Genomic DNA, 26,928 nt, shown 5'->3' on the forward strand with positions numbered 1-26,928 from the left:
GCTCCTTAAAGACCGGTGAGATAGAAAACAAAGGACAGCGCGGCTAGGCCGAAGCCCACCCAGGTAACGCGCGCGGTCAACAGGAAACGTCCGCGCGCCATGCTGTTCTCGATGAGAGAAGCGACGACGAACACCGCCAGCAGCTTGAGCGGCAGCCAGCCCGCGGCGGCCAGCAGCGCCCCCGGCGCCAGGCTGTCCGCCGCGCCCAGCGGCAGGAATACGCCCAGCATGAACTGCGCGAGCACCACTTTCTTCAGCGCCAGGCCGAGTTTCAACAGCGCCAGCGAGGGGCCGGAGTATTCGGTCAGCGGGCCTTCCTGCAGCTCCTGCTCCGCCTCGGCCAAGTCGAAGGGCAGCTTGCCCATCTCGATGAACACGGCAAAGGCGAAGGCGGCCAGCGCCAGGCCGATGGCGGCCGGCGACTGCAGATAGCTGCCGGACATGCCGGTGGCGATGGCGCCGAGATTGGTGCTGCCCTCGATCAAGGCCACCACCAGGAGCGCCAGCATCATCGTCGGCTCCACCAGAATGCCCAGCGTCAGCTCGCGGCCCGCGCCGATGCCGGCGAAGGCGCTGCCGGAATCGATGCCGGACAGCGAGAAGAAAAAGCGAGCCAGGCCAAACAGGTAGACGAAGGTGATCAGGTCCGCCAACGGGCCGGCCGGCGAGTGGCGGGTGAGCGCGGGCAGGGCCATCGCCAGCATCAGCATGGCGGACAGCTGCACCGCCGGCGCCAGGCGGAAGGCGAGGCCGGCGTGGCCCGGCGCCACGTCCTGGCGGCGGAATAGCTTGAAAATGTCGCGGTAGTCCTGCAGCACGCCGGGGCCGCGCCGCGAGTGCATGCGGGCGCGGATCATGCGCGACACGCCGGTGAACAAGGGCGCCAGCGCCAGCAGCAGCAGGGCTTGCGCCACCGCCAGCGGAATCCATTGCAATTGAGACATGGTTCTCCTCCTAGCGGGCAACGATCAGCAATAGCGCGACCAGCGCCACCACCACGTACAGGCAGTACAGGCGGAAGTCGCCGTGCTGCAGCACGCGGATGCAGGCGGCCAGGCGGTCTACCCAACGGGCCGCAGGCAACACCAGGCGCTGGTCCCATACCGGTTCGGCGCGCGTAGCGCCGGCTATCGTCCGCTCCAGCGCGGCCTCAAGCTTGCTGGACGGCGACAACTGGCTGCGCAGGCGGTAGAGCGGCGCGAACATGTGCGCCACCGGCTGAGTCAGGCCCTGCGGGCCGACCGACATCGACGCTTCCTGCGCGTAGCCGCAGGCCCAGGCATCGCCCTGCTGGCGGCGGGCCAGCCGCGCGCCGCGCAGGATGGACAGGGCCAGCAGCACGCACAAGGGCAGCGAGATCAGCAGCAGCGCCAGGATCGGCATGGACACCATGGTCTTGGCGTGCAGGCCGGGATGAATGGCCAGGCCTTCCGTCACCGAGGCCGGCGCGGCGTGGGTCAAGGACGCCGCCACATTGGCCATCAGCGGCGACACCGCGCTCGCCCCCACGCCCAGCAGCAACAGCGCCAGCGCGGCCAGCAGCATGGCCGCGCGCATGGGCAACGGCGCCTCGGTCGCCTCCGCCGCATGGCGGCTGCGCGGCGCGCCGGAGAAACACATGCCGTAAGCCTTGACGAAGGCCATGGCCGCCAGCGCGCCGGTCAAGGCCAGCATCACCATGGCCAGCGGGCCGGCCAGCCGCAGCGCGAAGCCGGCATCCTGGCTGACGGCGAACAGCGCCTGATAGGTGAACCATTCGGACACAAAGCCGTTGAACGGCGGCAGCGCGCAGATGGCCAGGCTGCCGGCCAGGAAGCTCAGCGCCGTCCACGGCATGCGCGCGGCCAGGCCGCCCAGTTGTTCCATGTCCTTGCTGTGAGCGCGGTAGAGGATGGAGCCCGCGCCCATGAACAGCAGGCCCTTGAACAGCGCATGATTGAGCAGGTGATAGCCGGCGGCCAGGAAACCCAGCGCCGCCAGCAAGGGCTGATGCGCGGCCAGGCCCAGCATGCCGGCGCCCACGCCCAGCAGGATGATGCCCACGTTTTCCACGGTGGAGTAGGCGAGCAGGCGCTTCAAGTCTTGCTCGGCAAGCGCGTACAGCACGCCCAGCACGGCGGACACGCCGCCGATGGCCAGTACCAGCAAACCCCACCAGGCGGTGTGCGCGCCCAGAATGTCCACGCCCACCTTGATGATGCCGAACACGCCTATCTTCACCATCACCCCGGACATCAGGGCCGAGGCGTGCGAGGGCGCGGCCGGGTGGGCGCGCGGCAGCCAGCCGTGCAGCGGCACCATGCCTGCCTTGGCGCCGAAGCCGAACAGGGCAAGCAGGAACACGACGGAGGCGAGCGGGCCATCCAGCTTCAAGGCGCGGAAGCTGTCAAAGTCCAAGCTGCCGCTTTGCGCGTACAGGAGGAAAAAGGCGATCAGGATCAGCACCGATCCGGCGTGGGCGATCAGGAAGTACAGGAAGCCCGCGTCGACGGCATCCTCGTCCTGCTCGAAAATCACTAGGAAATACGACGCCAGCGACATCGCCTCGAACAGGATCAAAAAGTAAAACGCGTTGTCCATCGCTACCAGCGCCGTCATCGAGGCGATGAAGACATTGGCGAAGAAGCCCATCGCGCCTACGCCGCGTCCGCGGTATTCCCGCACATACGACCAGCCATATAGCGAGGCGAGCAGCGTCAGCGCCGAAATGGCCAGCAGCAGCAGCGCGGCTAGCGGGTCCAGCCGCACGGCGAAATGGGCGAATTCAAACGGTCCGTCCATCAAAAAGCGTTCTACCGTCCCGGTTTGCAATACCGGCAGCGAGGCGGCCAGGCCGCAGGCCGCGCCGGCCATGCCGAAGACGGACGAGGCGCCGATGGCGAGGTTTTCCAAACGGGCCAGCAGCAGGCTCAGCAGCGCGCCCGCGCCATATAGGCAAACGGACAACAGCAGCCATTGCAGGGGAGCGAGGCTCATGATCTTTCCTCCGGCAGGCTCGGGTCCGCGCCCAGCGCGAACAGCGCCGCCTGGCGGCGGGCGTCGGCGGCGCGCGCGAGCGCATCGTTGTCTTCCAGCCGCAGCGCCTGCGTCGGGCACACCCGCATGCATTCCGGGCCATCGGCCAGGCCTTGGCACAGGTCGCACTTGACGGCGATGGCCTTCACGCCCGGTTCCCAGGCCAAGAGCGGCGACAGCATGGCGTTGCTGTCATGCGGCGCGGCGGCAGGCCGGGTTTCCGCCAGCGGCGGCTGCCAGGCCGGGCTGATGGCGGCCACCCCGCTGCAGGCCGTGCCGGCCAGCTGGATGGCGCCGAACGGGCAGGCGATGGCGCATAGCTTGCAACCTATGCACAGCGTTTCATTGAGATCGATGGAGCGGCCGGACAGCGAGATCGCCGCCACCGGACAGACGCGCGCGCAAGGCGCGTCGTCGCAATGGCGGCACAGCACCGGCGCGGTGACGGCGGCCGTGCGCGTGACGGCCAGCCGTGGATGCGCCTGCAGGCCGGCCGCGCGGTGCAGCGCGGAACAGGCGGCCATGCAGGTGTTGCACCCATTGCAAAGCTCGGGCTCTGCAATGACGAAGCGGTTCATGATTCCCCCAAGTAAAGCCAGGCGGGGCCCGGAATGGCTTTACTTATGCACGAGGCGTGCCAGATTGGTTTTTGTCTGATTTTCTTTGTTTTTCATGGGTTTATATTGTCGCTGCTAGCGCAGCGGCGGTGTCGATTTAGTGTCGGTGCCACAGGGTGTCGTCAGAAGTGACGAGGTTGATTGCTTGGTAAAAAGCGTTATCAGATTCAGATGAGTATGTGGGTTCAGTGCAATAGGATGTATGTATCCATCACAGACAGTCTTTTTGCTTATTTCTGTATTTCAATAATTCAATTAAAAACACATACTGTCATATGTATCAGTTTTTTATTTAAAATGAATCCAGTAAATTGAGCTTGCCGCACCAGCCCATCCCTGCAACCTTGATTTGAGCTTTTCTGCGGTTGCTTTTCAGTATGTCTGCATTAAGTAGATTCCACCTATCACTCGCATTTTATGCAAACCAATTTGAGGGTAACTGAAATGAGCAAAAAAATTCTGAAGCTGAAGTTTGATGGTCAAGATTTTGGTTATGTGCGCATGCAGAAGGGGACTGATTCGTTCTATGGTGGCGGCGCCGAAAAAGAGGCTATTGAGTTTGAGCTGGAAAGCTATAAGGGCAGTAATACTCGTTTCTATTTCAAGGTTGCCGGTACCAAAGACAGTTATATGGATTTCTCCCTCTCCTCCTCCGTGCTGAAGGTTACAAAGCCTTTCTTCAGCGTTGAACAATCGAGCATTTGTGCGTGGGAACTGATTGGCGGCGAGCTGCATGCCATTCTGGGCGGAAAAGACACGACCAAAGCGGTGAGCCGCAGCAAGAGCGATCCGATTTCCACCATTTTGTACGCAAACTCCCCGTACGATGGCAACCATTGCCAGGTCAGCATTGAAGATGCGACTCACAAGACTTCGAATCACGAGAAAGCTGAGTTGCAGCACGCTTTGATTTAAGTAGATAAAGAATTTAGCTTTGCAAAGCGGGCAGGCAATATGCGCTGCCCGCTTTTCTTAATCTCGTGGCTGCCTATGCGGTGGGATTTAACAAATCCTCGGCAGCTGCTCGCCGTTGATCCAATCCACCATCCGCCTGCCGCCGAAGGCGGTTTCCATCTGCACAAACTGGTTGGCGTCGGCGATGGCTTCGCCGATGATGGCCGCGTCGCGTCCTTGCGGGTGAGCGCGCATGGCGGCCAGCAGCGCGTCTGCGTCTTCCGGGGCGCACACGGCCACCAGCTTGCCCTCGTTGGCCACGTACAGCGGGTCCAGGCCCAGCAGCTCGCAGGCGGCGGTGACTTCCTGGCGTATCGGCAAGGCGGATTCGCGGATACGCATGCCGCAGCCGGCCTGCTGGGCGAATTCGTTCAGCACGGCCGCCAGGCCGCCGCGCGTCGGGTCGCGCAGGCAGCGCAGGTCCGGCGCGGCGCGCAGCATGTCGGCCACCAGGGTGTGCAGGGCGGCGCTGTCGGATTGCAGCGCGGTTTCGAAGCCCAGGTTCTCGCGCAAGGACATGATGGCCACGCCGTGGTCGCCCAGGTGGCCGGACAGCAGGATCTTGTCGCCGGGGCGGATGCGGCGCGGCGAAATGTTGATGCCGGCGGGCGCGTAGCCGACGCCGGTGGTGGTGATGAACACGCCATCGCCCTTGCCTTGCTGCACGACTTTGGTGTCGCCGGTGACGATGGCCACGCCGGCTTCGAGCGCGGCGGCGGCCATGGATTGCACGATGCGGCGCAGATCGGCCAACGGGAAGCCCTCTTCCAGAATGAATCCGGCGGTCAGGTACAGCGGCATGCCGCCGCACATCGCCACGTCGTTGACGGTGCCGTGCACCGCCAGGCTGCCGATGTCGCCGCCCGGAAAGAACAGCGGCGACACCACATGGCTGTCGGTGGCCAGGATCAGCCGGCTGCCGGCCGGCGGCATGGGCAGGGCGGCGCCGTCGTGCTGCGCGCCCAGGTAGCCGTTGTCGAATTCGGCGACGAACAGCTGCTCGATCAGCCTGGCCATGGCGCGGCCGCCGCTGCCGTGGCTGAGGTCCACCCGGCCGTGGGCAAAGTCTATGCGGTTCATGCCGCGTCTCCGTTCTTGTCGGCCGCGCGGAAGCGGCCATAGGTGAAATGGGCCGCGCACGCGCCTTCGGACGACACCATGCAGGCGCCCAGCGGACGCTCCGGCGTGCAGGCGGCGCCAAAGGCGCGGCAGTCGGCCGGCTGTTTGTGGCCGCGCAGGATGGCGGCGCACTCGCAGGCCTTGTGGTCCGGCACCTGGCGGTAGGGCAGGGCAAAGCGGCGCTCGGCGTCGAAGTCGGCGTAGCCGGGCCGGATGCAGAGGGCGCTCAAGGGCACGGTGCCCAGGCCGCGCCAGTCGTATTCGTTGCGCAGCTCGAACACCTGCTCGCACATCGCTTGCGCCTTGCGGTTGCCCTCGCGGCTGACCACGCGGCTGAACTGGTTTTCCACTTCGGCGCGGCCTGCGTTGAGCTGGCGCACCAGCATGAGGATGGACTGCATCACGTCCAGCGGCTCGAAGCCGGAAATCACCACCGGCCGGCAGTATTGGGCGGCGAAGCCTTCATATGCGCCATAGCCTATCACCGTGCTGACGTGGGCCGGGCCGATGAAGCCGTCCAGCGCCACCGCGTCCGGATCGCCTTGCGACTCCATGATGTGCACCATGGCGGCAGGCGTGAGCACGTGGTTGCAGAACACGCTGAAATTGGCCAAGCCGAGCTTCTGCGCGCGCAGGATGACGGCTGCGGTGGGCGGCGTGGTGGTTTCAAAGCCGATGGCGAAGAATACGACCTGGCGGTCAGGATTGGCTTGGGCGATGGCCAGCGCGTCGTCGCAGCTGTAGACCATGCGCACGTCGGCGCCGGCGGCGCGGGCCTTGAGCAGGGAGACGCCGCCGCTGGCCGGCACGCGCAGGGTGTCGGCGTAGGTGCAGAGGATCAGCCCTGGTTCGCGCGCCAGCGCGATGGCGCTGTCGATGCGGCCAGTGGGCAGCACGCATACCGGGCAGCCAGGGCCGTGGATCAGGCGGATGTTGGCGGGCAAAAGGTCCGGCAGGCCGTAGCGGGCGATGGCGTGGGTGTGGCCGCCGCAGAATTCCATCAGCCGGTATTGCCGCGCGGGATCGGCCTCCGCCTGAATGGTCGCGGCCAGTTTGCGCGCCAAGGCGCCATCGCGGAACGCTTCTATGTATTTCATGGGGTTTCCTAACGGTAGGCCGCGGGGTTGTCCGGCGTCGCGCCCATTTCGGCTAGCAGCGCCAGCGTGCGCTCGGCCTCGGCCGGGTCGAGCTTGCCGATGGCGAAGCCGACGTGGACGATCAGGTAATCGCCGGTTTTCACGTTGTCCACCAGCGAGGTGGAAATGATCTTATGCAGGCCGCCCAGCGCGACTCTGACTTGGTCGTCTGCCAGGATTTCGGTGACTTGGGCGGGAATGGCCAGACACATGGTGTTTCCTTATTGGTTGAAATGGCGCTGCGCCACCCAGGCCTGGCCTAGCGCCAGGCCGCCGTCGCCGGCCGGCACCAGGCGCGCCTGCAGCATGGACAGACCGCGCCGCCCAAGCGCCGCGTGCAGGCCGCGCGCCAGGATGGCGTTTTGCAGGCAGCCGCCGCCGCAGGCCACGCGGCGCAGCCCCAGGCGGCGGGCTGTTTGGGCGGCCCAGTCTGCCAGCGCTTCGATCAGGCAGGCGTGGAACAGCGCCGCGCCAGCGGCTGGCGCCATGCCGGACGCCAGTTGGCGCAGCAGCGGCGTTAGGTCGAGATGGTTGTCCTGGTCTATTTGGTGCAGGCGGGGCGGCTTGGGCGGCAGGCCATGGCGTTCGGCCAGCCCCTCCAGCCGCATCGCGGCCTGCGACTCGAAGCTGGTGCGGGCGGCGATGCCCAACAGCGCGGCGGCGGCGTCGAAGTGGCGGCCCAGGCTGCTGGTGCGGGTAAGCGCCTTGCCTTGGTTCAGCCAGAGGGCCAATTGCGGCGCGGCGGCTTCATGGGGGAAGCGGGCAGGGATTTCCTCGTCTGCGCCCCAGCCATGCAGCGCGGCGGCGGCCATGCGCCACGGCTCGCGCGCCGCGCGGTCGCCGCCCGGCAGTGCCAACGTGGATAGATGGCCCAGCCGCTGGCTGTGCGCGCCGTCCACCATCAGCAGCTCGCCGCCCCAGGCGCCGCCGTCGTCTCCCAGGCCCACCCCGTCTAGCGCCAGGCCCAGCACGGTTTCGTCGCATTGCTGTTCGGCCAGGATGGCGGCGATGTGGGCGTGATGGTGCTGCACGGCCAGCGCAGGAATGTTCAGGCGTTCGGCCAGCTCCCGCGCCAGGCGGCTGCTGAAGTAATCCGGGTGCAGGTCATGGGCGATGAAGGCTGGGCGAGTGGCCAGCAGGGTTTGCAGATGCCCGGCCGCCGCTTCCAGCGCCCGGCAGTTGGCTACGCGGTCCAGGTCGCCGATGTGTTGGGACAGGAAGGCCTCGCTGCCGCGGGTCAGGCACAGCGTGTTCTTGAGGTGCGCGCCCAGCGCCAGCACGGACGGGCCGCCGCGAGACAGGCCGATGGCGCAGGGTGTATAGCCGCGGCCGCGGCGCAGGAACTGCGCATGGCCATGGCAGCCCACGCGCAGCACGCTGTCGTCGCAGCGCGTGACGATGTCGCGGTTATGCTCGAGCACGGCGTCGGCCAGCTGCGGCAGCAGGGCGCGCGCGTCCTCGTTGCGCGTGATCAGCGGTTCGCCGCGCGGATTGGCGCTGGTCATCACCAGCAGCAGCGACTGCGCCTCGGCCAGCCATGATGTTCCATCGGGTCTGCCCGCTGCCTCGTGGAACAGCAGATAGTGCAACGGCGTATACGGCAGCATCGCGCCCAGCCAAGCCACGTCGGGCGCCACGCCGGGCAGCGCGTCATCGCAGCCGGCGGTTTTGGGCAGCAGCACGATGGGGCGTTGCGGCGAGCGCAACAGGCGGCCGGACAGTTCGTCGATCCGAGCCAGTCCCGCCAGCGAGGCGCTGTTGGCAGCCATGATGGCCAGCGGTTTTTCCTCACGCGCCTTGCGCTGGCGCAGCCTGGCCACAGCCGCGGCATTTCTGGCATCGCAGGCCAGGTGGAAGCCGCCCAGCCCCTTGATGGCGACGATTTCGCCGCGCCGCAGCCGTGCCAGCGTCTCCGCCACCGCGTCGCCGGCCACTGGGCCGTCGGCGTCGAGCAGCGCCAGTTCCGGGCCGCAATGCGCGCAGGCGTTGGGCTCGGCGTGAAAGCGCCGATGCAGCGGATTGCGGTATTCGGCCATGCAGGCCGGGCATTGCGGGAAGACGGCCATGCTGGTTTGGGCGCGGTCGTAAGGCAAGTGCCGGACCAGAGTGTAGCGCGGGCCGCAGTCGGTGCAGTTGATGAAAGGGTAGCGGTAACGCCGATTGGCGGGGTCGAACAACTCGGCCAGGCAGGCGTCGCAGGCGCAGCTGTCGGCGCCTATGGCCGCATGGGCGCCGCCGGATTCGCTGGCTAGGATGGCGAAGCCATCGGGCTGCGCCTGTTCCGGCAGCGGCTGGCGCAGCAACTGGTCGATGCGCGCCAGCGGCGGGCGTTCCGACAGCAGCCTTTCGGCGAAGCCGCTCAGCGCCGCGTCGCCGCCCTGCAGCTCGATGGTCACGCCGTTGCCGTCATTGCGTATCCAGCCGGACAGCGCCAGCTCGCCGGCCAGCCGGTAGACGAAGGGGCGGAAGCCGACGCCCTGGACGATGCCTCTGACTGTCAGTTGTTCGCGCGGCATGCTCAGCCTCCCTTGCCGCAGCCGGCGGTCAGCCAGTCCAGCCACGCATCGCGGCCTTCGCCGGTTTTGATGGACAGCCGGATCACCGGCAGGCCGGGGCGCACCTGGCGCGCCATGCGGATGGCGGCGGCTATGTCGAAGTCGACATGCGGCAGCAGGTCGGTCTTGCTGATGATCAAGAGGTCCGCCGCGCGGAACATGTCCGGATATTTCAGCGGCTTGTCCTCGCCCTCGGTCACGGAAAGAATCGCCACCTTGTGCGCCTCTCCCAGGTCGAAGGCGGCCGGGCATACCAGATTGCCGACGTTTTCTATCAGCAGCAGGCCGCCATCCGGCATCGCCTGCGCCTGTTCCAGGCTGTCCAGCGCCTCCGCTACCATGCGGGCGTCCAGGTGGCAGCCCTTGCCGGTGTTGATCTGCACGGCCGGCGCGCCGGTGGCGCGGATGCGCTCGGCGTCGTTGGCCGTTTGCTGATCGCCTTCCACTACGGCCACCGGCGCGCGGCCTGCCCAGCGGCGCAGGGTGTCCACCAGCAGGCTGGTTTTGCCGGAGCCTGGGCTGGACACCAGATTCAGCGCGAAGATGCCGCGCTCCGCCAGCAGCCGGCGGTTGCGCGCGGCGCGCGCGTCGTTGTCGGACAGGATGTCCCGTTCGATGGCGATGATGCGTTCAGCCGGCGTGTCCGGCGCGTGGACGGCGTCCAGCGGGCCGTGGGCCTGGCCGGCCAGCCGGTAGCCGTTTCTGGGCGCGCCATGGCCATGACTGCGTTTGCCATTGATGCGGACCTGTCCGTGGCCGCAGCCGCAAGTGGTGCACATGATGCTTGCCTCCTAGCTGATTCCGATATCGATCACCCGCATCTCCTCGCCGCCTTGCAAGCTCAGATTCTCGCCGCCGCATCGCGGGCAGCGCGCCGGCAGCGCGGCAAGCTCGGCGTCGGCGCCGCAATCTGCGCAATGGGCCTGGGCCGGACTGCGCTCGGCCTGGAAGTCGGCGTCGGCCGCCAGGCTGTCGCGCGCCGCCAGCTGGCAGCAGTAGAGCAGGGTGTCTGTCTCCACATGAGCTAGCAAACCCAATGCCAGCCGGACGCGGGTGACGCGGCGGGCGCCGGCGCGGCGCGCGGCGTCCTCCACGATGTGGACTACGTGTTCCGCAAGTGTCAGTTCGTGCAAGGTTTTTCTCCTGAATGGGGCGGTCCGGCGGCATCGCGGCGGGGCGTCGCCGCGGCGGCGCGGCAGTGTCGAGACGTCGTCACTTCTGACGATGCCGGCTTAGGGCCGGCGATCTTCGACACAGAAGGCAAGGCAGCGCGGACAGCAATTCTTTTCAGAAACAGGGCGTTGCATGGGATGGGCCGCCTTGGCGCGTGGCTGGCATGGCTTATGCAACGTCATGAGCGTGAATTCGCAACGCTTGCAATCGACGTTCGGGCGGCTGCCGCCGCTTGAGGAGGCTGAACATGAATCGGTTCATCATCGCTGAACCCCAAAACTGCATCGGCTGCCGCACCTGCGAGGTAGCGTGCGCGCTGGCCCATCCGCTGAGTCCCGGCGATCCATTGTCGCCGGACACCTTCCATCCCCGGCTGACGGTGATCAAGAGCGCGCGCATCAGCACGCCGGTGCTGTGCCGGCAGTGCGACGACGCGCCCTGCCTGAATGCCTGCCCCAGCGGGGCCATCGTCTACGCCGGCAGCAGCGTGCAGGTGCTGCAGGAGCGCTGCGTGGGCTGCAAGACCTGCATGGTGGCCTGTCCTTACGGCGCGATACAGGTGGTGACCGTGCCGCAGCGGCCGGAGCCGGGCAGCTTTGCCACGCGGCAGATCAAGGCCAAGGCGCTGAAGTGCGACTTGTGCGCGGGCAAAGCCGGCGGCCCGGCCTGCATCGCCACCTGTCCCACCAAGGCGCTGCGCATGGTGGAGCCACAGGCGCTGGAGGCCGCTTTGCAAAAACGCCGCCAACAGGCCGCGCTGGACACGCCGGCGCTGCCGCTTTGACGCATCGCCATCCGGGAAAAGGACACGGAAAATGGAAAAGGTAATTTCGGTTTGCCCGTACTGCGGTTCGGGCTGCAAGCTCAATCTGCTGGTGGAAAACGGCAAGATCGTCGGCGCGGAAGGCGCGGACGGCGTGACCAATCAAGGCGAGCTGTGCCTGAAGGGCTATTACGGCTGGGACTTCCTCAACGACACCAAGCTGCTGACCCCGCGCTTGCGCCATCCGATGATACGGCGCCAGCGCGGCGGCGAGTTCGAGCGCGTGAGCTGGGACGAGGCGGTGGCCTTCGTGGCAGGCAAGCTTGGCCAGATCAAGCGCGAGCACGGCCCGGACGCCATCATGTGCACCGGCTCCTCGCGCGGCACCGGCAATGAATCGAATTACATCGCGCAGAAGTTCGCCCGCGCGGTGATCGGCACCAACAACATCGACTGCTGCGCCCGCGTCTGCCACGGGCCATCGGTGGCCGGCCTGATGGCCACGCTGGGCAACGGCGCGATGAGCAACTCGATCTGCGAGATCGAGGACACGGATTGCATCCTGGTGTTCGGCTACAACGCGGCCGATTCCCACCCCATCGTCGCCCGCCGCATCCTCAAGGCCAAACAGAAGGGCGCCAAGATCATCGTCTGCGACCCGCGCTACATCGAAACCGCGCGCGTGGCCGATCTGCATCTGCAATTGAAGAACGGCTCGAACATGGCGCTGGTCAACGCCTTCGCCAATGTGCTGATCAGCGAGGGCTTGTACCAGCCGGATTTCGTCGCCGAACACGCCGAGGGCTTCGAAGAATACAAGGCCGCCGTGGCCAAGTACACGCCTGAGTACGCGGCCGAGATCACCGGCCTGCCGGCCGATCTGATCCGCCAGGCCATCCGCATGTACGCCGCCGCGCCCAGCGCCACCATTCTGTGGGGCATGGGCGTGACCCAGTGGGGCCAGGCGGTGGATGTGGTCAAGGGTTTGTCCAGCCTCGCCACCCTCACCGGCAACCTGGGGCGGCCGCATGTCGGCGTTGGTCCGGTGCGCGGCCAGAACAACGTCCAGGGCGCCTGCGACATGGGCGCGCTGCCGAACACCCTGCCGGGCTATTACGACGTCAGCGACGCCGAGGCTCGCGCCCGCTTTGCACAGGCTTGGGGTGTGGACAGCCTGCCGGCCGAGAAGGGCTGCAGCATCACCGAGGTGGCGCATCGCATCGAGGCGGGCACGCTCAAGGCTTATTACATCTTTGGCGAAGACCCGTTGCAGACCGAGCCGGACCTAGGCATGATGCGGCGCGCCTTCGAGAAGCTGGACCTGATCATCGTGCAGGACATCTTCATGACCAAAACGGCCATGGCTGCCGACGTGATTTTGCCCGCTACTTCCTGGGGCGAACATGAAAACGTGTTCTCCAGCGCCGACCGCGGCTTCCAGCGCTGCTACAAGGCCATTGAGCCGCCGGCCGACGTCAAGGACGACTGGGAAATCTACAGCCTGATCGCCACGGCCATGGGCTACCCCATGCACTATGACAACGCCCAGCAAATCTGGGACGAGCTGCGCGGCCTGTGCCATCTGTACGCCGGCGCCAGCTACGACAAGATGGCCGGCCTGGGCTATGTGCAGTGGCCGTGCCCAAGCGAAGACCACCCCGGCACGCCGTGGCTATACGAGGGTTTTCAGTTCGACACGCCCAGCGGCAAGGCCAGGCTGTTCGCCACCGAGTGGCGCCCGCCGCTGGAAACGGTGGACGCCGACTACCCGCTGGGCTTGTGCACGGTGCGCGAGGTAGGCCATTACTCCTGCCGCTCCATGACCGGCAACTGCACGGCCTTGCAGACGCTGGCCGACGAGCCGGGCTTTGTACAAATCCATCCGGATGACGCCAAGAAGTTCGGCATCGCCGACCAGTCGCTGGTTTGGGTAGCGTCGCGCCGCGGCAAGGTGATCACGCGCGCCAACCACAATCCGCGCGTCAACGCCGGCGCAGTGTACATGACTTACCAGTGGTGGATAGGCGCTTGCAACGAGCTGACGGTGGACCACCTTGACCCGATCTCCAAGACGCCGGAGCTGAAGTACTGCACGGTGCGCGTGGAGCCGATCGCCGACCAGGCCTGGGCCGAAAACCACGCGCGCGGCGTCTACGCGCGGCTCAAGGCGGACCTGCGCAAGGCCGCGCTGGCTGATTGAGCATGGACAGGCTGCCGCTGACCGACCGCCACGGCAGGCGCATCGACTATCTGCGCCTGTCGGTGACCGATCGCTGCGATTTGCGCTGCCGCTATTGCCGGCCGGCGGGCGACGCGTCCTACGCCGAGCGCGCCGACTGGCTGAGCTTTGCCGAAATCCGCCGCGTCGTGAGCCTGTTCGCCGCCATGGGCGTGGGCCGGGTGCGGCTGACCGGCGGCGAGCCGCTGCTGCGCGCCGGCATCGTCGATCTGGTGGCGGACTTGGCCGCCGCGCACGGCGTGCGCGACTTGTCGCTATCCACCAATGCCACGCGCTTGGCCCGGCATGCCGCGGCGCTGAAGGCGGCCGGCCTGGCCCGCGTCAACGTCAGCCTGGATTCGCTGCGGCGCGAATGCGTCAGCGAGCTGTGCGGCCGCGACAGCCTGGACGCCACGCTGGCCGGCCTGATGGCGGCCAAGGCGGCCGGACTGGCCCCGATCAAGCTGAATATGGTGGCGCTGCGCGGCGTCAACGACGGGGAGATCGAATCCATGGCGGCGTTTTGTTTCGAGCATGGCTTCATTCTGCGCCTGATCGAAGCCATGCCCATGGGCGAGGCCGGCCGCGCCGCCGCCTATCTGCCGCTGGACACGGTGAGAGCGCGCTTGGCGCGGCGATTCAAGCTGCAACCCTGCGCCGCCGAGCTGGGCGGCGGCCCCGCCCGCTACTGGCAAACCGCCGACGGGCGCGGGCAGGTGGGTTTCATCACGCCGCTGTCCCAGCACTTCTGCGCCACCTGCAACCGCGTGCGGCTGACGGTGGACGGCACGCTTTATCTATGTCTGGGCCAGGAGCATAAGCTGGAATTGCGGCCGCTGTTGCGCGGCGGCGCCGGCGACGAGGCGCTGTCATCCGCCATCCGGCGGGCGGTGGCGCGCAAGCCCTGGGGCCATGATTTTGAAGCCGCGCCCAGTCGGGTGCTGCGCTTCATGTCGCACACCGGCGGCTGAGCGAACAATGAAATTGACTGACCTGAGGAAACGAAAATGAAAACACGCATCTGGATATCGCTCCCCCTGATGGCCTTGCTGCCGGGCCTGGCGCTGGCGCACATCGGCAACGATGCCGGCATCCACCACGGCACGGCCTTCTTCATGGGTTTTGTCCACCCGTTCACCGGGCTGGACCACTTCGCCGCCATGCTGGCGGTGGGCATCTGGAGCGTGCTGGCCACGCGCCAGGTATGGGCGATGCCGTTTGCCTTCGCCGGGCTGTTGCTGGTGGGCGGGCTGATCGGCTTTACCGGCGCGGCCGTGCCGGTGGTGGAGCCGATGATCGCGGCTTCCTTGCTGGTGCTGGGCCTCTTGGTATGCGCCCGCGTGCGGCTGGCCTTGCCCTGGGGGCTCGCCGTAGTGGGGCTGTTCGCGCTGTTTCATGGCATCGCCCACGGCAGCGAGCTGCCGGCGGCCCAAGCCGTGGCCGCGCTGAGCGGCATGGCGCTGGGCACCATGATCCTGCACATCGCCGGCATGGCCATAGGCGCGTTCTTCAAGGAGCGCAGCGCCTGGTACGCCCGAGTGCTGGGCGGCGGCATCGCCTTGCTGGGGGCGGGGTATCTGGCCGGGGTGCTGTAGTTCGAGGCGATTGAGGCATGCCATCATGCCGTCCGCCATGAAGGCGGGCGGCATTTCATTTGCCGCGTTGAGGCAAAGAGGCGGGCGTGGTCTGCAAAAGGTAAATGACAATAATCAAGAAATCGGCAGTAAATATTGAAATTGAATAATTGACTGGGTTATTGTTCTGTTTTTCTTACAAACCGGACGGAGCAATGGCGAGAACCATTTCCCTGAAAAGACGCTTGTTGCTGCAGACCATAGGCGCCATCGTGCTGGTGTGCATCCTGGGCGCTTTGCTGATGAACGCGTTGCGCCAGCAAATGCTGTCTGATCGGCGCGATTTGCTGCGCAGCCAGGTGGAGACCGTGAACAGTCTGGTGGCGCGGCATGAGGCGCAAGCGGCCGCAGGCCTGGTGCCCGAGGCGGAGGCGCAGCGCCTGGCGCTGCAGGAGCTGACGCGCCTGCGGTTTGACGGCAACGAGTATTTCTTCGCGCTGGACAAGGACCTGAAATGGCTGGCCCATGGCATGAATCCCAAGCTGGTAGGCCGCAATATGCACGGCGTCAAGGACGGGGCCGGGGCCGATATCGGCGCGCTGTTCGAGCAGGCTTTGCGGGACGGCGGCAGCAAGGGCTATGTCCAGTATGTGTGGGCCAAGCCCGGCGCGGCCCAGCCGCAGCCGAAAATGGCTTACTTCCAGGCCACGCCGCGCTGGGGCTGGATCATCGGCACCGGTTTGTATCTGGATGATGTCAACGCGGTGCTGTTGAGCCAGCTCTTGAGCGTGGGCGGGCAGGTCTTGCTGTTTATGGTAGTGAGCCTGTCGCTGGGCTGGTGGGTGTATCGCAGCGTGATGCGCGAACTCGGCGCGGAGCCGTCCGAAGCCGCCGCCATCGTGCGCGAGATCGCCGCCGGCAAGCTGGACCGCGAGATCACGCTGGCGGAGGGCGATCGCGACAGTTTGCTGTCGAATATCCGCGAGATGCAGGGGCAGCTGCGGCGGCTGGTCGGCGAGATCATGCGCGACGCCGATGAGCTGGGCCGCCTGAACGCCGACGTGGTGGGCGGCGCCCGCATGGTGGCGGACAATTCGCAGGGACAGAGCGAGGGCGCGGCGGCCATGGCGGCGTCGGTGGAGCAGCTGACCGTCAGCATCAACCACATCGCCCAGCATGCGGTGGACGCGCGCACCGTGTCGCAGGGTTCCGGCCAGCTGTCCGCCTCCGGCAGCGAGGTGATCGCCAAGGCCGTGGCGGAGATGCAGGGCATCAGCGAGACCGTGGACATGACGGAAGCCGCCATCGCCGAGCTGGCCAGCAAGACGTCCACCATTTCCAGCATCATGCAGGTGATCAAGGACATCGCCGATCAGACCAATCTGCTGGCGCTGAACGCCGCTATCGAGGCGGCGCGGGCTGGCGAGACCGGCCGCGGCTTCGCGGTGGTGGCGGACGAGGTGCGCAAGCTGTCCGAGCGCACGGCCAAGGCCACGGAACAAACCGCGGAGATGATCAGCGAAATTCAGGCCAGTTCCGACCTGTCGCGGCAGAATATGAGCGAGACGGTGGCGCGGGTCCGCACCGGGCTGGAACTGGCGGAGCAGGGCGGCGAGCTGATCCAGCGCATACACGGCAGCGCCAGCCAGGTGGTGCAGGTGGTCAACGACATCTCGCACGCGCTGCAGGAGCAGGGCACGGCCAGCCAGGACATCGCGCGGCATGTGGAGAAGATCGCCCAGGTGGCGTCCGGCAACGCCGTGGCGGCCACCCAGGCCTCGGAAAGCATTTTGCGCATCGAGGAGGTGACGGGCAGCCTGCGTTCGTCTGTTGCGCAATTCCAGGTGTAGCGCGTCCAAATTCTGCAGCGCAGTCCAATCAAGCCGGGTGGTGTCAGCCATCCGGTTTTTGTTTTTTCGAAGCTGGCGTGACGCTTGTCAGCTGCCGCCATCGAAGCCATTTGCATAGGATGAGGTTTTTAAAAGGGTATTCGGCAAGTTTTTTTGCATCTGCAGCCGGACGGCAGTAGCATGGCGCCCGCTCGTCGCGCAAGGCGATGGGCCAGGTGATGCGATGGCGGCATGTGCGGTCGGTAGCAAGTGATGTCAACATGCCGCAGGGGCAGTATGGAAATGGCAATGAAAGAAAGCGGCTGGGTAGCCGCATGATGGTGGCCACGCATGTCGCGTTTGGCGCGTTCTGCGCGGTGGCCGCCGCGCTGGTCTTGCATGCGCCGCCGCTGATGGCGGCATTGCTGCTGGCCGGCGGCCTGGCGGGTTCGCTGCTGCCGGATATCGATCATCCCAAGAGCTGGCTGGGCCGGCGCATTCCCTTCCTCTCCCGCCCGGTGGCCTATCTGTTTGGCCATCGCGGCATCACCCACAGCCTGCTGGCCGTGGCGGGCGTGTTCTACGCCAGCGCGGCCTGCCTGCACGAGTGGGGTGTCCGGCTGGGTCACGCCATGCCTCTGGTGCTGGGCCTGTGCGTCGGTTACGCCTCGCATCTGGTAGGGGACTGGCTGACTCCGGCGGGCATTCCGCTATTGTGGCCGGTGCGGGTGCGTTTCCGCGCGCCGCTGATGTTGCTGGGCCCCAAGATGGCCGAACCGCTGATGACGGTTGGCCTGTGGTTTGGCGCCGGCTTTCTGATGAGCAAAACCTTCTGAGTTGTTGCGTCTGCGCAGATGGTGTCGATTTTTCTAAGCATATTGAGTAGATTCGATTGCGGACTGATTTATACAGTCGTATAAATCAGCCATGGATGCCTCGAAAAAATCCGGCGATACCCGGCAGCGCCTGCTGAGCCAAGGGCTGGACATGGTGCGGCGCACAGGCCTGCGCGGCCTGGTGGTGCGCGAGGTGGCCGCCGCCGCTGGAGTGAATCCAGGCAGCTTCGTTTATCACTTCGGCAACCGCGAACGCTTTGTCACCGAACTGGTTGAGCTGTGGTACGCGCCTATCTACCGGCAGTTGCGCCAGGCGGCCCGTCTGCGGCAGCCGGGCGATGCGCTGGCGCGCTTGCGGGAAGTCATCGAACAGCTGCTGCAGCTGGCGGCGGAACATGCCGGTTTCGCCAGCCATCTGGCGGCGGACGCTCTGGCCGGCGAGCCGGCGGCGCAAGCGTTTTTGCTGCGGCTGCCGTCGCGCCATATGCGTTTGCTGCTGGTATTGCTGGCTCGGGCCCAGCGCCAGGGGCGCCTGGTAGACGCGCCGCCGCCGCAACTGCTGTGCTATTTGGTCTCGGCCATCGGGCTGCCCTTGCTGTTGGCGCGGGGGCCGCTGGCCGCCAGCGATTGGCTGCCGCAGCAGGCGAGGCAGCTCCAGCGCTGGATGGCGGATATTCCGGCGGCGCGGCAACGCCTGGCCTGGGCGCTGGCCGGCATTACCAAAATGGGAGAGTAACCATGCGCAAGCGTTGGATTGCGGCCTTGGTCTTATTGCTGCTGGCGGCGGGCGGAACCGCCTACTATCTCTACCAACGCGCGGCGGAGGCGGCGCGCCAGTCCACTCTGTACGGCAATGTGGATATCCGCGACGTGACGTTGTCGTTCCGGGTGTCCGGCCGTCTGGCCAGCGTGCTGGTGGACGAGGGCGACCAAGTGCAGCCGGGGCAGATGCTGGCCCGCTTGGATGCAGAACCGCTGCGCAACAGCCTGAACGCGGCCATCGCCAACGAGGCGGCCCTGGCGGCGCGCAACGCGCTGATCCACAAGGGCAACCGCAGCGAGGACATCGAACAGGCGCGGGCCAAGCTGGAGGCGGCCAAGGCGGCGCTGGTCCAGGCGGAAAGCGAATATCGGCGGCAAAACCGGCTGACGCCGGATGGCGCGAGCAGCCAACAGCAACTGGAAACCGCCCGCTCGCAGCGCGATCAGGCGCTGGCCCAGCGCGATGCGGCTCAGCAGCAGTGGAAGCTGCTGGCAAACGGTTATCGGCCGGAGGAAATCGCCGAGTCCGACGCCCAGCTGAAACAGGCGCGCGCCGATCTGGCCGCCGCCCGGCTGGCCTTGCGGGACGCCAATCTGCAATCGCCCAGCGCCGGCATCATTCTGACGCGGGCGGTGGAGGTCGGCAGCCTGGTGCAGGCAGGCGCGCCGGCGTTCAATCTGTCGCTGCGCCAGCCGGTGTGGGTGCGCGCCTATGTAACGGAAAGCCAGCTGGGCCGTTTTTCTTCAGGCACCAAGGTGACGATTGCCAGCGACAGCCACCCGGACAAGCGCTATCACGGTGTGGTCGGCTTTGTTTCGCCGACCGCCGAGTTCACCCCCAAGTCGGTTGAAACCGTCGATTTGCGCACGGCCTTGGTCTATCGCATCCGCGTGGTGGTGAGCGACGCCGACGCCGGCCTGAACCAGGGCATGCCCGTGACGGTGAGGCTGGAGTCATGAGCGCCGCCATCCGCGCCGAAAAGCTGGCCAAGCGCTTCCCCGGCGCCAGCATGGACGCGGTGGCGGAGGTGGATCTGGAGATTCCTGCGGGCTGCATCGCCGGGCTGGTGGGGCCGGACGGCGCGGGCAAGACCACGCTCTTGCGCATGCTGGCCGGTTTGCTGTCGCCCAGCGGCGGGTCGGCCCGGATAGCGGGGCTTGACCCGCAAGCCGACGCCGATGCCTTGCGGCGCAACATCGGTTATATGCCGCAGAAATTCGGCTTGTACGAAGACCTGACGGTGCAGGAAAACCTGGACTTGTACGCCGAATTGCGCGAGGTGGGCGTCCAGGACAAGGGCGGGGAATTCCAGCGCCTGCTGGCGTTGACCGACCTGGCGCCATTCACCGGTCGCTACGCCGGCAAGCTGTCCGGCGGCATGAAGCAGAAGCTGGGCCTGGCCTGCTCGCTGCTGGGCAAGCCCAGGGTGCTGCTGCTGGACGAGCCGGGCGTCGGCGTGGATCCGATCTCGCGCCGCGAACTATGGAAGCTGATCCGCGCGCTGTCGGCCGAAGGCATCACCATACTGTTGAGCACCGCGTATCTGGACGAGGCGGAGGCTTGCGACGTGGTCTATCTGATGGACCAAGGCCGCATCCGCGCCGGCGGCCCGCCGGCCGAGCTGACGCGGCCGCTGGCCGGGCGCTGCCTTCGCTTGTCCTGCATCGCCGGCAGCCGCCGCCAGCTGCTGCAGCGCCTGTTGCGCCAGCCTGAGCTGATGGACGGCACGATACAGGGCAGCGGTTTGCGCCTGTTGCTGCGCGATGAAAAACGCTGGCCGGATTTGCGACTGGCCGATGCCGGTCCGGACGCCGCGCTGCAGCCCGCGCCGCCGCGGCTGGAAGATGCTTTCATCAGCCTGCTGGGCGGCGGACCGGGCGGCGATTCGGTGCTGGCCGAGGTGATGCCGCCAGTGCCCGTCCATCATGAGGAGTCCGTGATCGAGGCGCGGGGGCTGACCAAGCGTTTTGGCGATTTCTACGCCACGGATGATGTCAGCTTCGCCGTGCGGCGCGGCGAGGTATTCGGCCTGCTGGGGCCGAATGGCGCCGGCAAGTCCACCACCTTCAAGATGGAGTGCGGCCTGCTCAAACCCAGCGCCGGGCAGGCGCTGGTGATGGGGCTGGATTTGAAAACCAGCCCGACCGCCGCGCGGCAGCAGCTGGGCTATATGGCGCAGAAGTTTTCGCTGTATGCCCAGTTGACGGTGCGGCGCAATCTGATGTTCTTCTCCGGCGTCTATGGCTTGTCCGGCAAGGCGCAGAAGGAGAAAGTCGGGCAAATGGAGCAGGTGTTCGGCCTGGGGCCGTATATGGACGAGGTGGCCGCCACGCTGCCCTTGGGTTTCAAGCAGCGGCTGGCGCTGGCCTGCGCGGTGATGCATGAGCCGCCCTTGTTGTTTCTCGACGAGCCGACCTCAGGCGTGGACCCGGTGACGCGGCGCGAATTCTGGACGCATATCAACGGCCTGGCGGAGAAGGGCGTCACCGTGCTGGTGACCACCCACTTCATGGACGAGGCGGAGTATTGCGACCGCATCGCCCTGGTGTATCGCGGCAAGCTGCTGGCGCTGGATACGCCGGATGCGCTGAAGGCCAGCGTCGCCAGTTCGGCCAGGCCCAATCCGACGATGGAAGATGCGTTCATCCAGTTGGTGGAGGAGGCGGATCGATGAACTGGCGCAGACTATGGGCCTTGTGCCGCAAGGAGAGCTTCCAGATCGTGCGCGATCCGAGCAGCATCCTGATCGCCTTCATCCTGCCGGTGGCCTTGCTGTTCATCCTGGGTTACGCGGTGAATCTGGATTCGGCCCATATCCGCCTGGGCCTGCTGAGCCAGGATGGCGGCGCCGCCGCGCAAAGTCTGGCGGCTACTTTCCATGCCACGCCGTCGTTCGAGGTGAAGCCGGTCAAGTCGCGCGCGGAGCTCGATGAAATGCTGGCCCACGGCAAGATACGCGGCGCGGTGATCATCGCCAACGATTTTTCGCGCAATTGGCAGCGGCGCAGCGGCACGATACAGCTGCTGACGGACGGCGCCGAGCCCAATACCGCCAATTTCGTCGCCGCTTATGCGCAGGGCGCCTGGCTGCAGTGGCAGCAGGCGGAAGCGGACGAGCATGGGCAGGCGCCGCCGCCGGCCATCGAGGTTGAGCAGCGCGTCTGGTTCAACCCCAGCGCGGAGAGTCCCAACTTTCTGGTGCCCGGCACCATCGCCATCGTCATGACCATTGTCGGCGCGCTGTTGTCGTCGCTGGTGGTGGCGCGCGAATGGGAACGCGGCACCATGGAGGCGCTGCTGTCCACGCCGGTCAGCCGGGCCGAGCTGTTATTGTCCAAGATCTTGCCGTATTACGTGCTGGGCATCGCCGCCATGCTGTTGTGCCTGTTGGTGGCGGTGTTTGTCATGCAGGTGCCGTTCCGCGGGCCGCTGTGGCTGCTGTGGCTGATGTCCTCCTTGTTCCTGGCCAATGCGCTGGGGATGGGATTGTTCCTGTCCACGGTGATGCGCACCCAGTTTGACGCGGCGCAGGCGGCGCTGACCGCCGGCTATTTGCCGGCGCTGATGTTGTCCGGCTTTGTGTTCGAGATTTCCAGCATGCCGCTGCCCTTGCAGTGGCTGACCCGCATCCTGCCCGCGCGCTATTTCGCCAGCACGTTGCAGACGCTGTTCCAGGCCGGCGTGATCCCGTCGCTGCTGTGGTTCAACGCCGCCAGCCTGATCGCGCTGGGCGCGTTCTGGCTGGGGCAGACCGTGCGCAAGACTAGACGAACTCTGGATTGATACCATGTGGCAACGCTTGCTGTGGCTGATCGTCAAGGAATTGCAGACCATCATGGGCAATCGCCAGGGACGGCTGTTGCTGGTGGTGCCGGTGCTATTGCAGCTGGTGGTGTTTCCGTTTGCCGCCACGCTGGAGGTCAAGCATGCCAGCCTGGCGGTATACAACCAGGATGCCGGCGCGGCATCGCAGGAGTTGGTGAAGCGGCTGGCCGTCAGCGCCACCTTCGATCATGTGGTGCCGGTGCATAGCCTGCCTGAGCTGCGCGATTGCATAGACCGGCAGTGCGCGCTGCTGGCGGTGGTGTTTCCGCAGGATTTCTCTCGTGCCCTGGCGTCTGGGCGGAGCGCGCCGCTGCAGGTGATCGTCGATGGACGGCGCTCCAACAGCGGGCAGATCGCCAGCGCTTATATTGGCCAAGTCGTGGCAGCCTATCAGGCCGAGCGCGACGGTCCCATGCCGCAGGTGGCGGTGCGCAATCTCTACAATCCCAATCTGGAATATCAATGGCATGTGCTGCCCAGTCTGGTGGCCATCATCACCACCATAGGCTGCTTGATCGTGACCGCCCTGTCGGTGGCGCGCGAGCGCGAGGAGGGCACCTTCGACCAGCTATTGGTATCGCCGCTGACGCCGGCCTACATCATGGCTGGCAAGGCGGTGCCCGGCATTCTGGTGGCGCTGCTGCAAGGCGGTTTGATCGCGCTGGCGGCGGTATGGGTGTACCGCGTGCCGTTCGACGGCTCGGTGGCCTTGCTGCTGCTCAGCATGGCAAGCTATGGCCTGGCGCTGGCCGGCGTCGGCCTGTTCATCTCTTCCCTGTCCCGCACCCAGCAGCAGGCTTTTCTGGGCGTGTTCTCGTTCATGGTGCCGGCGGTCATCCTGTCCGGCTATGTCTCGCCGATCGAAAACATGCCCGAAGCGCTGCAATGGCTGGCGCGGATCAACCCCCTCAGCTACTTCATTCCCATTCTCAAAGGGGCATTCTTGAAGGGGTACGGCTTTGCCGACGCCTGGCCTTGGCTGCTGCCGCTATGGCTGATCGCGCTGGTCACACTGAGCCTGGCGTTGTGGTGCTTCCGCCGTCATGTGGAATAGGCGCTCTGAGGCTGGCGGCGTGCGGCAGTCCTTCCAGCGCGCCGCGCAGGATGCGTTCGCAGCGCGGCAGCGTGGTCGGGCCGTTTTCCAGCAACTCATATAAGCCGGTGAACAGATAAACCAGATACTCCGCGGTCAGTCCCACATCCAGCGCCGCGGGCAGTTCGCCCTGGGCGATGGCGCGGCGCAGTTGCCGCCGCGTGTAGTGCATGGTGAGCCGGTCCGCCATCTCGCGCCGCCGCAGCACGCTGCGGTTCTCTTCAATTTGCTCGCACTTCAGGTAGAGAATCTGGCTGACTCGCTGCGGCGAGCCCGGCTCCAGAAACTGCGCCAGGTAGTAGCAGCCGGCGGCCAGCAGCGTGTCGCAGGCGGAGTCGCGCTGGGCGGGAAAGCGCAGCGCGTCCAGCGCGAAGGCGCGGTCTATCATGGCCTGGCATACCTGCAGCTTGTTGTCGTAATGGCCGTACACCGCGCCGCGCGATACGCCGGCGGCGTCTGCGATTTCCGCCATCGTGGCATTGGCGATGCCTTTGGCCAGAAACACCCGCTCCGCGCCGTCCAGGATCGCGTCCCGGGTTTTTTGAGAGTCTTCCTTGGTTTTGCGCGCCATATCGTTTCCATTGTTTTCTTTGTGCAGGACATTGTGCCGGAAAATAATTAATCACGCATGATTGATTAAATGATAAAATCGCGTTTTCTCAACCTTTTTTGTCTGTTATGTCGAACGTGCATACCCGCGATCTAGATACGCTGCCCGTCTCCAAACTGTTCTGGCGCTATGCCATCCCCTCCGTTGCCGGCATGCTGGTGACCGGACTGTACGCCGTGATCGATGGCGTGTTTGTCGGACACTATGTCGGCAGCCATGGCCTGGCCGCGATCAATCTGGTCTATCCGATGGTGATGCTGCAGGTGGGTCTGGGCGCGATGATCAGCATGGGCGTGGCCACGCGCATCGCGATCCGCCAAGGGGCGGGCGATATGGCAGGCGCGCGCGGCGCGCTGCTGGCCGCCTTGCTGCTGCTGGCGCTGTTTGGCGCGCTGATTCCGCTATTTGGCCTACCCAATATCGATGTGCTGTTGGGATGGCTGCGCGCGGATGGGCAGGCAGATGTGAGAGAGCAGGCTTATCCGTATCTGTGGTGGATGCTCAGCGGCGCAGTGCTGACCATGGGGCAGATGCTCGTCACCTATCTGGTGCGCAATGATGGCCGGCCTGGCCTGGCCACGGTATTGACCACGCTGGGCGCCTTGCTGAACATTTTGCTGGATTACGTGTTTGTCGGCCTGATGGCGATGGGGCTGGCAGGCGCGGCTATCGGCACCTTGATCGCCGAAGGCGTGGTGCTGGCCCTGGGCTTGGGCTATTTCTTCACCCGCCATGCGGGATTGCGCCTGCGCCTGAGCGCGTTGGTTCCGGACTGGCAGGCGTTATGGCCCGTGATTGCGCTGGGCGCGCCTAGCCTGTTGATGGAGCTGAATCTGGCCGTGCTGCTGTACGCGCATAATTATCAGCTGCTGCAATGGGGCAATGATCTTAGCGTGGCGGCCTATGCGGTGGCGGGTTATACCGAGTCCCTGTTTGTGCTGGTGATTCACGGCCTGGCGGTGGGCATGCAGCCTTTGCTTGGCCATGCCACAGGCGCCGGGCAGCCGGAGCGCGTTCGCGCCGCCTTGCTGCATGGTTTGAAAGTGTGCATGGCGATTGGCCTGGCTGCGCTGGCCGCGGTGCAGGCTTTTCCGGCCGCCATCGCCGGCTGGTATAGCGATGGCAGCGCCGAACTGATCGAAGCGGGCAGCCGCGCGCTGCAATTGCATCTGCTGGCCATGCCGCTGGATGGTCTGGTGGTGGTGGGATGCACCGCCCTGCAGGCGATGGCGATGACGCGGCTGGCCTTGGGCATCACGATAAGCAAGACCATTCTGTTGCTGCCGTCGCTGGGCCTGCTGCCCTTGCTGATGGGCCTGGACGGCGTCTGGCTGGCGATGCCCTTGGTCAACCTGCTGTTGGGCGTGCTGGTCATGGCGATCATGTGGCGCGAGTTGCGCCGTTTGCTGCCCGCAGGCCAGCGGATGCCGGCCGGAGCGTAAGCCTGCTGGCTTATCGGCGGCAATCCTGTGCGGCTTGATGGACTTGCCGCATATGGCAGCAAACCAAAGGCCCCATCTACTAGATGGGGCCTTTTCGATTGGCGCTTCGGATTCAGGCGGTTTTGGCGCCGATTGGAATCTCAATCAGCGTTTTGCGGCTCTCATGCGGCGGATAGTCAACATGCACCACCTGCATTATCGCCATGTCCTTCAGGCGTCGGCGCATGGGGTGGGTTTCAGCGGCATCCTCATCGCCCTCAAAAGCCTCATTGCTGGGCATTTGCTGCTTGGCTTTGAGTTGTTGTTTCTCAAAGCCGGTCAAGGGACGTTGCAGAATGCATTCCAGTGGTTCATCCAGTTCCAGTTTGCTGTCAAGCATGGCACTCACCTTTACGAAAAGGGGGTCTCCGCCTGGCCCTGTAGGCATTGGCGGGCTGAACTTTGCCATTGCATGATATCCGTCTGTAGGCCGCTTGTTTATAAGTAAGAACCGCTATTCCTGTACAAAAGTGCTGATTTAACAGCGGCTTAGCCGGGAGTTTTGATTCGTGTTAGTTCGAAGGAGGCGGAACGGGTGTCTGGCGATTATGCTGAGAAAAACCCGTATTAAGGATGAGCGTTTCATGCTGATTCGTCTCTTGTCAGGCCTGGCCCTGTTGTGGGCGATGGCGCCCGCCCTCGCCTTGGAGCCTTTGTCCATTTATACCGATGAGTGGCCGCCCATCAGTTTTGAAGACGGCGGCGAGGTGAAGGGGATGGCGGTGGATCTGGTCAACCAGATTCAGCATCGCCTGCATCAGGACCAGCCGGTGAAATTGCTGCCGTGGGCGCGCGCCTACAATTTTCTGCTGAATCGCCCCAATGTGCTGCTGTTTGTGCTGGGCCGCACGGCCGAGCGGGAAAAATTGATGACCATGGTTGGCCCGGTGGCGGCGTCGGAGATCAATCTCTATTGTCGCAAGGGAGAGGCGGAGGCGCTGCGACGCCTGGGAGACAAGCTGCAGGTGCAGCCGGTGACGGCTTTTCGCAGCAGCATTTTCCTGGCGGTGGCCAAGCAGCATGGATTCAAGAATATCGTGGAGAGCACCGACCCGGTGCAGTCCGCGTTGCTGTTGCACGCCAGTCGCGTGTCGATGTGGTCGGAGGGCGACAGCGTGGTTGACAACGTAATGCGCAAGGCCGGGCTGCCGGTGCAGGAAATCGAGCTGCTGCAGCCTTTGGAGAAGATTGATCTCTACCTGGCTTTTTCCCGCGGCACCGACCGCGCCACCATTCTGGCTTGGGAGCAGACGCTGCGCGATCTCAAGCGCGACGGCAGCTTCCGCAAGCTTTATCAGCGCTGGCTGCCAGGCGCGGCCGCGCCAATGCAGGTGGAGCGCGTTGGCGTAGAGCCCTGAGCGCGGCAT

General features: G+C 65.4%; 25 protein-coding genes. 14 read left to right on the top strand and 11 right to left on the bottom strand.

Features of this window, described 5'->3' with window-relative positions; all coding sequences use genetic code 11:
• Positions 1-5: 5 nt before the first annotated feature.
• From JHD59_RS00190 to JHD59_RS00200, 3 genes are read right to left on the bottom strand one after another with little or no spacing between them, the layout of a single operon-like run.
• A complete protein-coding gene (locus JHD59_RS00190) occupies positions 6-944 on the bottom strand; it encodes a respiratory chain complex I subunit 1 family protein (protein ID WP_199152695.1) in 939 nt (312 codons plus the stop codon).
• Positions 945-954: 10 nt separating this feature from the next.
• On the bottom strand, positions 955-2,976 hold the full coding sequence (gene hyfB, locus JHD59_RS00195) for a hydrogenase 4 subunit B (protein WP_199152696.1): 2,022 nt from the start codon (positions 2,974-2,976) through the stop codon (positions 955-957).
• The gene (locus JHD59_RS00200; RefSeq protein WP_233163811.1) at positions 2,973-3,539 is read right to left on the bottom strand and encodes a 4Fe-4S dicluster domain-containing protein; all 567 of its coding nucleotides are present in this window, start codon (positions 3,537-3,539) and stop codon (positions 2,973-2,975) included. Before JHD59_RS00200 ends, hyfB begins: the two co-directional genes overlap by 4 nt.
• A gap of 537 nt (positions 3,540-4,076) precedes the next feature.
• On the opposite strand from JHD59_RS00200, the gene JHD59_RS00205 reads away from it, so the two are divergent.
• Positions 4,077-4,547 carry a hypothetical protein gene (locus tag JHD59_RS00205; protein WP_103320458.1) on the top strand — a complete coding sequence of 157 codons (471 nt, stop codon included), beginning with the start codon at positions 4,077-4,079 and terminating at the stop codon, positions 4,545-4,547.
• Positions 4,548-4,634: 87 nt separating this feature from the next.
• Here JHD59_RS00205 and hypE read toward each other — a convergent pair whose 3' ends face one another.
• From hypE to JHD59_RS00235, 6 genes are read right to left on the bottom strand one after another with little or no spacing between them, the layout of a single operon-like run.
• Entirely contained in the window at positions 4,635-5,666 is a 1,032-nt protein-coding gene (gene hypE, locus JHD59_RS00210; RefSeq protein ID WP_199152697.1) for a hydrogenase expression/formation protein HypE, read from the bottom strand.
• Positions 5,663-6,802, bottom strand: a complete 1,140-nt coding sequence (hypD, locus tag JHD59_RS00215) for a hydrogenase formation protein HypD (protein WP_199152698.1) — start codon at positions 6,800-6,802, stop codon at positions 5,663-5,665. The genes hypE and hypD overlap by 4 nt, the downstream gene beginning before the upstream one ends.
• An 8-nt stretch (positions 6,803-6,810) precedes the next feature.
• Complete coding sequence (locus JHD59_RS00220; RefSeq protein WP_103320464.1) at positions 6,811-7,053, bottom strand: HypC/HybG/HupF family hydrogenase formation chaperone; 243 nt, start codon at positions 7,051-7,053, stop codon at positions 6,811-6,813.
• Between the two features lie 9 nt (positions 7,054-7,062).
• Complete coding sequence (gene hypF, locus JHD59_RS00225; protein WP_233163812.1) at positions 7,063-9,357, bottom strand: carbamoyltransferase HypF; 2,295 nt, start codon at positions 9,355-9,357, stop codon at positions 7,063-7,065.
• A gap of 2 nt (positions 9,358-9,359) precedes the next feature.
• Entirely contained in the window at positions 9,360-10,175 is an 816-nt protein-coding gene (gene hypB / locus JHD59_RS00230; protein ID WP_199152699.1) for a hydrogenase nickel incorporation protein HypB, read from the bottom strand.
• A 12-nt stretch (positions 10,176-10,187) separates the two neighbouring features.
• Positions 10,188-10,529, bottom strand: a complete 342-nt coding sequence (locus JHD59_RS00235) for a hydrogenase maturation nickel metallochaperone HypA (RefSeq protein ID WP_199152700.1) — start codon at positions 10,527-10,529, stop codon at positions 10,188-10,190.
• 287 nt (positions 10,530-10,816) lie between these two features.
• On the opposite strand from JHD59_RS00235, the gene JHD59_RS00240 reads away from it, so the two are divergent.
• The 11 genes from JHD59_RS00240 to JHD59_RS00290 all read left to right on the top strand — a co-directional run bounded on the left by JHD59_RS00240 (position 10,817) and on the right by JHD59_RS00290 (position 23,431).
• Positions 10,817-11,353: a 4Fe-4S dicluster domain-containing protein gene (locus JHD59_RS00240; protein WP_199152701.1), complete on the top strand. Its 537-nt coding sequence runs from the start codon at positions 10,817-10,819 to the stop codon at positions 11,351-11,353.
• Positions 11,354-11,384: 31 nt separating this feature from the next.
• Positions 11,385-13,532 (top strand): formate dehydrogenase subunit alpha, encoded by a 2,148-nt coding sequence (gene fdhF, locus JHD59_RS00245; protein WP_199152702.1) that lies wholly within the window; start codon positions 11,385-11,387, stop codon positions 13,530-13,532.
• A 2-nt stretch (positions 13,533-13,534) separates the two neighbouring features.
• A complete protein-coding gene (moaA, locus tag JHD59_RS00250) occupies positions 13,535-14,521 on the top strand; it encodes a GTP 3',8-cyclase MoaA (RefSeq protein ID WP_199152703.1) in 987 nt (328 codons plus the stop codon).
• A 36-nt stretch (positions 14,522-14,557) separates the two neighbouring features.
• Positions 14,558-15,145, top strand: coding sequence for a HupE/UreJ family protein (locus JHD59_RS00255; protein ID WP_199152704.1), 588 nt, complete (start codon positions 14,558-14,560; stop codon positions 15,143-15,145).
• Positions 15,146-15,339: 194 nt separating this feature from the next.
• Entirely contained in the window at positions 15,340-16,974 is a 1,635-nt protein-coding gene (locus tag JHD59_RS00260) for a methyl-accepting chemotaxis protein (protein ID WP_103320481.1), read from the top strand.
• A 314-nt stretch (positions 16,975-17,288) separates the two neighbouring features.
• Positions 17,289-17,789, top strand: a complete 501-nt coding sequence (locus tag JHD59_RS00265; RefSeq protein WP_071110524.1) for a metal-dependent hydrolase — start codon at positions 17,289-17,291, stop codon at positions 17,787-17,789.
• A gap of 91 nt (positions 17,790-17,880) precedes the next feature.
• Entirely contained in the window at positions 17,881-18,525 is a 645-nt protein-coding gene (locus tag JHD59_RS00270) for a TetR/AcrR family transcriptional regulator (protein ID WP_199152705.1), read from the top strand.
• Positions 18,526-18,527: 2 nt separating this feature from the next.
• Entirely contained in the window at positions 18,528-19,511 is a 984-nt protein-coding gene (gene hlyD, locus JHD59_RS00275; RefSeq protein WP_199152706.1) for a secretion protein HlyD, read from the top strand.
• The gene (locus JHD59_RS00280; protein ID WP_233163813.1) at positions 19,508-21,226 is read left to right on the top strand and encodes an ATP-binding cassette domain-containing protein; all 1,719 of its coding nucleotides are present in this window, start codon (positions 19,508-19,510) and stop codon (positions 21,224-21,226) included. Before hlyD ends, JHD59_RS00280 begins: the two co-directional genes overlap by 4 nt.
• Positions 21,223-22,335 (top strand): ABC transporter permease, encoded by a 1,113-nt coding sequence (locus JHD59_RS00285; RefSeq protein ID WP_199152707.1) that lies wholly within the window; start codon positions 21,223-21,225, stop codon positions 22,333-22,335. Before JHD59_RS00280 ends, JHD59_RS00285 begins: the two co-directional genes overlap by 4 nt.
• Positions 22,336-22,339: 4 nt before the next feature.
• On the top strand, positions 22,340-23,431 hold the full coding sequence (locus JHD59_RS00290; RefSeq protein ID WP_199152708.1) for an ABC transporter permease: 1,092 nt from the start codon (positions 22,340-22,342) through the stop codon (positions 23,429-23,431).
• On the opposite strand, the gene JHD59_RS00295 is transcribed toward JHD59_RS00290, so the two are convergent.
• Positions 23,385-24,041 (bottom strand): TetR family transcriptional regulator, encoded by a 657-nt coding sequence (locus tag JHD59_RS00295; RefSeq protein WP_199152709.1) that lies wholly within the window; start codon positions 24,039-24,041, stop codon positions 23,385-23,387. The two genes, JHD59_RS00290 and JHD59_RS00295, sit on opposite strands and share 47 nt — an antisense overlap.
• A 107-nt stretch (positions 24,042-24,148) precedes the next feature.
• Between JHD59_RS00295 and JHD59_RS00300 the strand changes: the two genes are divergently transcribed.
• Positions 24,149-25,522 carry an MATE family efflux transporter gene (locus JHD59_RS00300; RefSeq protein WP_199152710.1) on the top strand — a complete coding sequence of 458 codons (1,374 nt, stop codon included), beginning with the start codon at positions 24,149-24,151 and terminating at the stop codon, positions 25,520-25,522.
• A 112-nt stretch (positions 25,523-25,634) separates the two neighbouring features.
• On the opposite strand, the gene JHD59_RS00305 is transcribed toward JHD59_RS00300, so the two are convergent.
• The gene (locus JHD59_RS00305) at positions 25,635-25,901 is read right to left on the bottom strand and encodes a hypothetical protein (protein WP_199152711.1); all 267 of its coding nucleotides are present in this window, start codon (positions 25,899-25,901) and stop codon (positions 25,635-25,637) included.
• Positions 25,902-26,145: 244 nt separating this feature from the next.
• Between JHD59_RS00305 and JHD59_RS00310 the strand changes: the two genes are divergently transcribed.
• Positions 26,146-26,919, top strand: a complete 774-nt coding sequence (locus tag JHD59_RS00310) for an ABC transporter substrate-binding protein (RefSeq protein WP_103320500.1) — start codon at positions 26,146-26,148, stop codon at positions 26,917-26,919.
• Positions 26,920-26,928 lie beyond the last annotated feature (9 nt).

The sequence above is a fragment of the Chromobacterium sp. ASV23 genome, from assembly GCF_016428945.1.
In the GTDB taxonomy this organism is placed as follows: Bacteria; Pseudomonadota; Gammaproteobacteria; order Burkholderiales; family Chromobacteriaceae; genus Chromobacterium; species Chromobacterium sinusclupearum.

Bases quoted from the DNA above. Each gene is read 5' to 3' on its own strand.
- JHD59_RS00205 (WP_103320458.1), top strand. From the start codon at position 4,077: ATGAGCAAAAAAATTCTGAAGCTGAAGTTTGATGGTCAAGATTTTGGT.
- hypE (WP_199152697.1), bottom strand. From the start codon at position 5,666: ATGAACCGCATAGACTTTGCCCACGGCCGGGTGGACCTCAGCCACGGC.
- hypB (WP_199152699.1), bottom strand. From the start codon at position 10,175: ATGTGCACCACTTGCGGCTGCGGCCACGGACAGGTCCGCATCAATGGC.
- JHD59_RS00265 (WP_071110524.1), top strand. From the start codon at position 17,289: ATGATGGTGGCCACGCATGTCGCGTTTGGCGCGTTCTGCGCGGTGGCC.
- JHD59_RS00255 (WP_199152704.1), top strand. From the start codon at position 14,558: ATGAAAACACGCATCTGGATATCGCTCCCCCTGATGGCCTTGCTGCCG.
- hlyD (WP_199152706.1), top strand. From the start codon at position 18,528: ATGCGCAAGCGTTGGATTGCGGCCTTGGTCTTATTGCTGCTGGCGGCG.
- JHD59_RS00285 (WP_199152707.1), top strand. From the start codon at position 21,223: ATGAACTGGCGCAGACTATGGGCCTTGTGCCGCAAGGAGAGCTTCCAG.
- JHD59_RS00260 (WP_103320481.1), top strand. From the start codon at position 15,340: ATGGCGAGAACCATTTCCCTGAAAAGACGCTTGTTGCTGCAGACCATA.
- fdhF (WP_199152702.1), top strand. From the start codon at position 11,385: ATGGAAAAGGTAATTTCGGTTTGCCCGTACTGCGGTTCGGGCTGCAAG.
- JHD59_RS00280 (WP_233163813.1), top strand. From the start codon at position 19,508: ATGAGCGCCGCCATCCGCGCCGAAAAGCTGGCCAAGCGCTTCCCCGGC.
- JHD59_RS00305 (WP_199152711.1), bottom strand. From the start codon at position 25,901: ATGCTTGACAGCAAACTGGAACTGGATGAACCACTGGAATGCATTCTG.
- hyfB (WP_199152696.1), bottom strand. From the start codon at position 2,976: ATGAGCCTCGCTCCCCTGCAATGGCTGCTGTTGTCCGTTTGCCTATAT.
- hypF (WP_233163812.1), bottom strand. From the start codon at position 9,357: ATGCCGCGCGAACAACTGACAGTCAGAGGCATCGTCCAGGGCGTCGGC.
- JHD59_RS00220 (WP_103320464.1), bottom strand. From the start codon at position 7,053: ATGTGTCTGGCCATTCCCGCCCAAGTCACCGAAATCCTGGCAGACGAC.
- JHD59_RS00290 (WP_199152708.1), top strand. From the start codon at position 22,340: ATGTGGCAACGCTTGCTGTGGCTGATCGTCAAGGAATTGCAGACCATC.
- JHD59_RS00240 (WP_199152701.1), top strand. From the start codon at position 10,817: ATGAATCGGTTCATCATCGCTGAACCCCAAAACTGCATCGGCTGCCGC.
- hypD (WP_199152698.1), bottom strand. From the start codon at position 6,802: ATGAAATACATAGAAGCGTTCCGCGATGGCGCCTTGGCGCGCAAACTG.
- JHD59_RS00300 (WP_199152710.1), top strand. From the start codon at position 24,149: ATGTCGAACGTGCATACCCGCGATCTAGATACGCTGCCCGTCTCCAAA.
- JHD59_RS00190 (WP_199152695.1), bottom strand. From the start codon at position 944: ATGTCTCAATTGCAATGGATTCCGCTGGCGGTGGCGCAAGCCCTGCTG.
- JHD59_RS00200 (WP_233163811.1), bottom strand. From the start codon at position 3,539: ATGGCCGCCTGTTCCGCGCTGCACCGCGCGGCCGGCCTGCAGGCGCAT.
- JHD59_RS00295 (WP_199152709.1), bottom strand. From the start codon at position 24,041: ATGGCGCGCAAAACCAAGGAAGACTCTCAAAAAACCCGGGACGCGATC.
- moaA (WP_199152703.1), top strand. From the start codon at position 13,535: ATGGACAGGCTGCCGCTGACCGACCGCCACGGCAGGCGCATCGACTAT.
- JHD59_RS00310 (WP_103320500.1), top strand. From the start codon at position 26,146: ATGCTGATTCGTCTCTTGTCAGGCCTGGCCCTGTTGTGGGCGATGGCG.
- JHD59_RS00270 (WP_199152705.1), top strand. From the start codon at position 17,881: ATGGATGCCTCGAAAAAATCCGGCGATACCCGGCAGCGCCTGCTGAGC.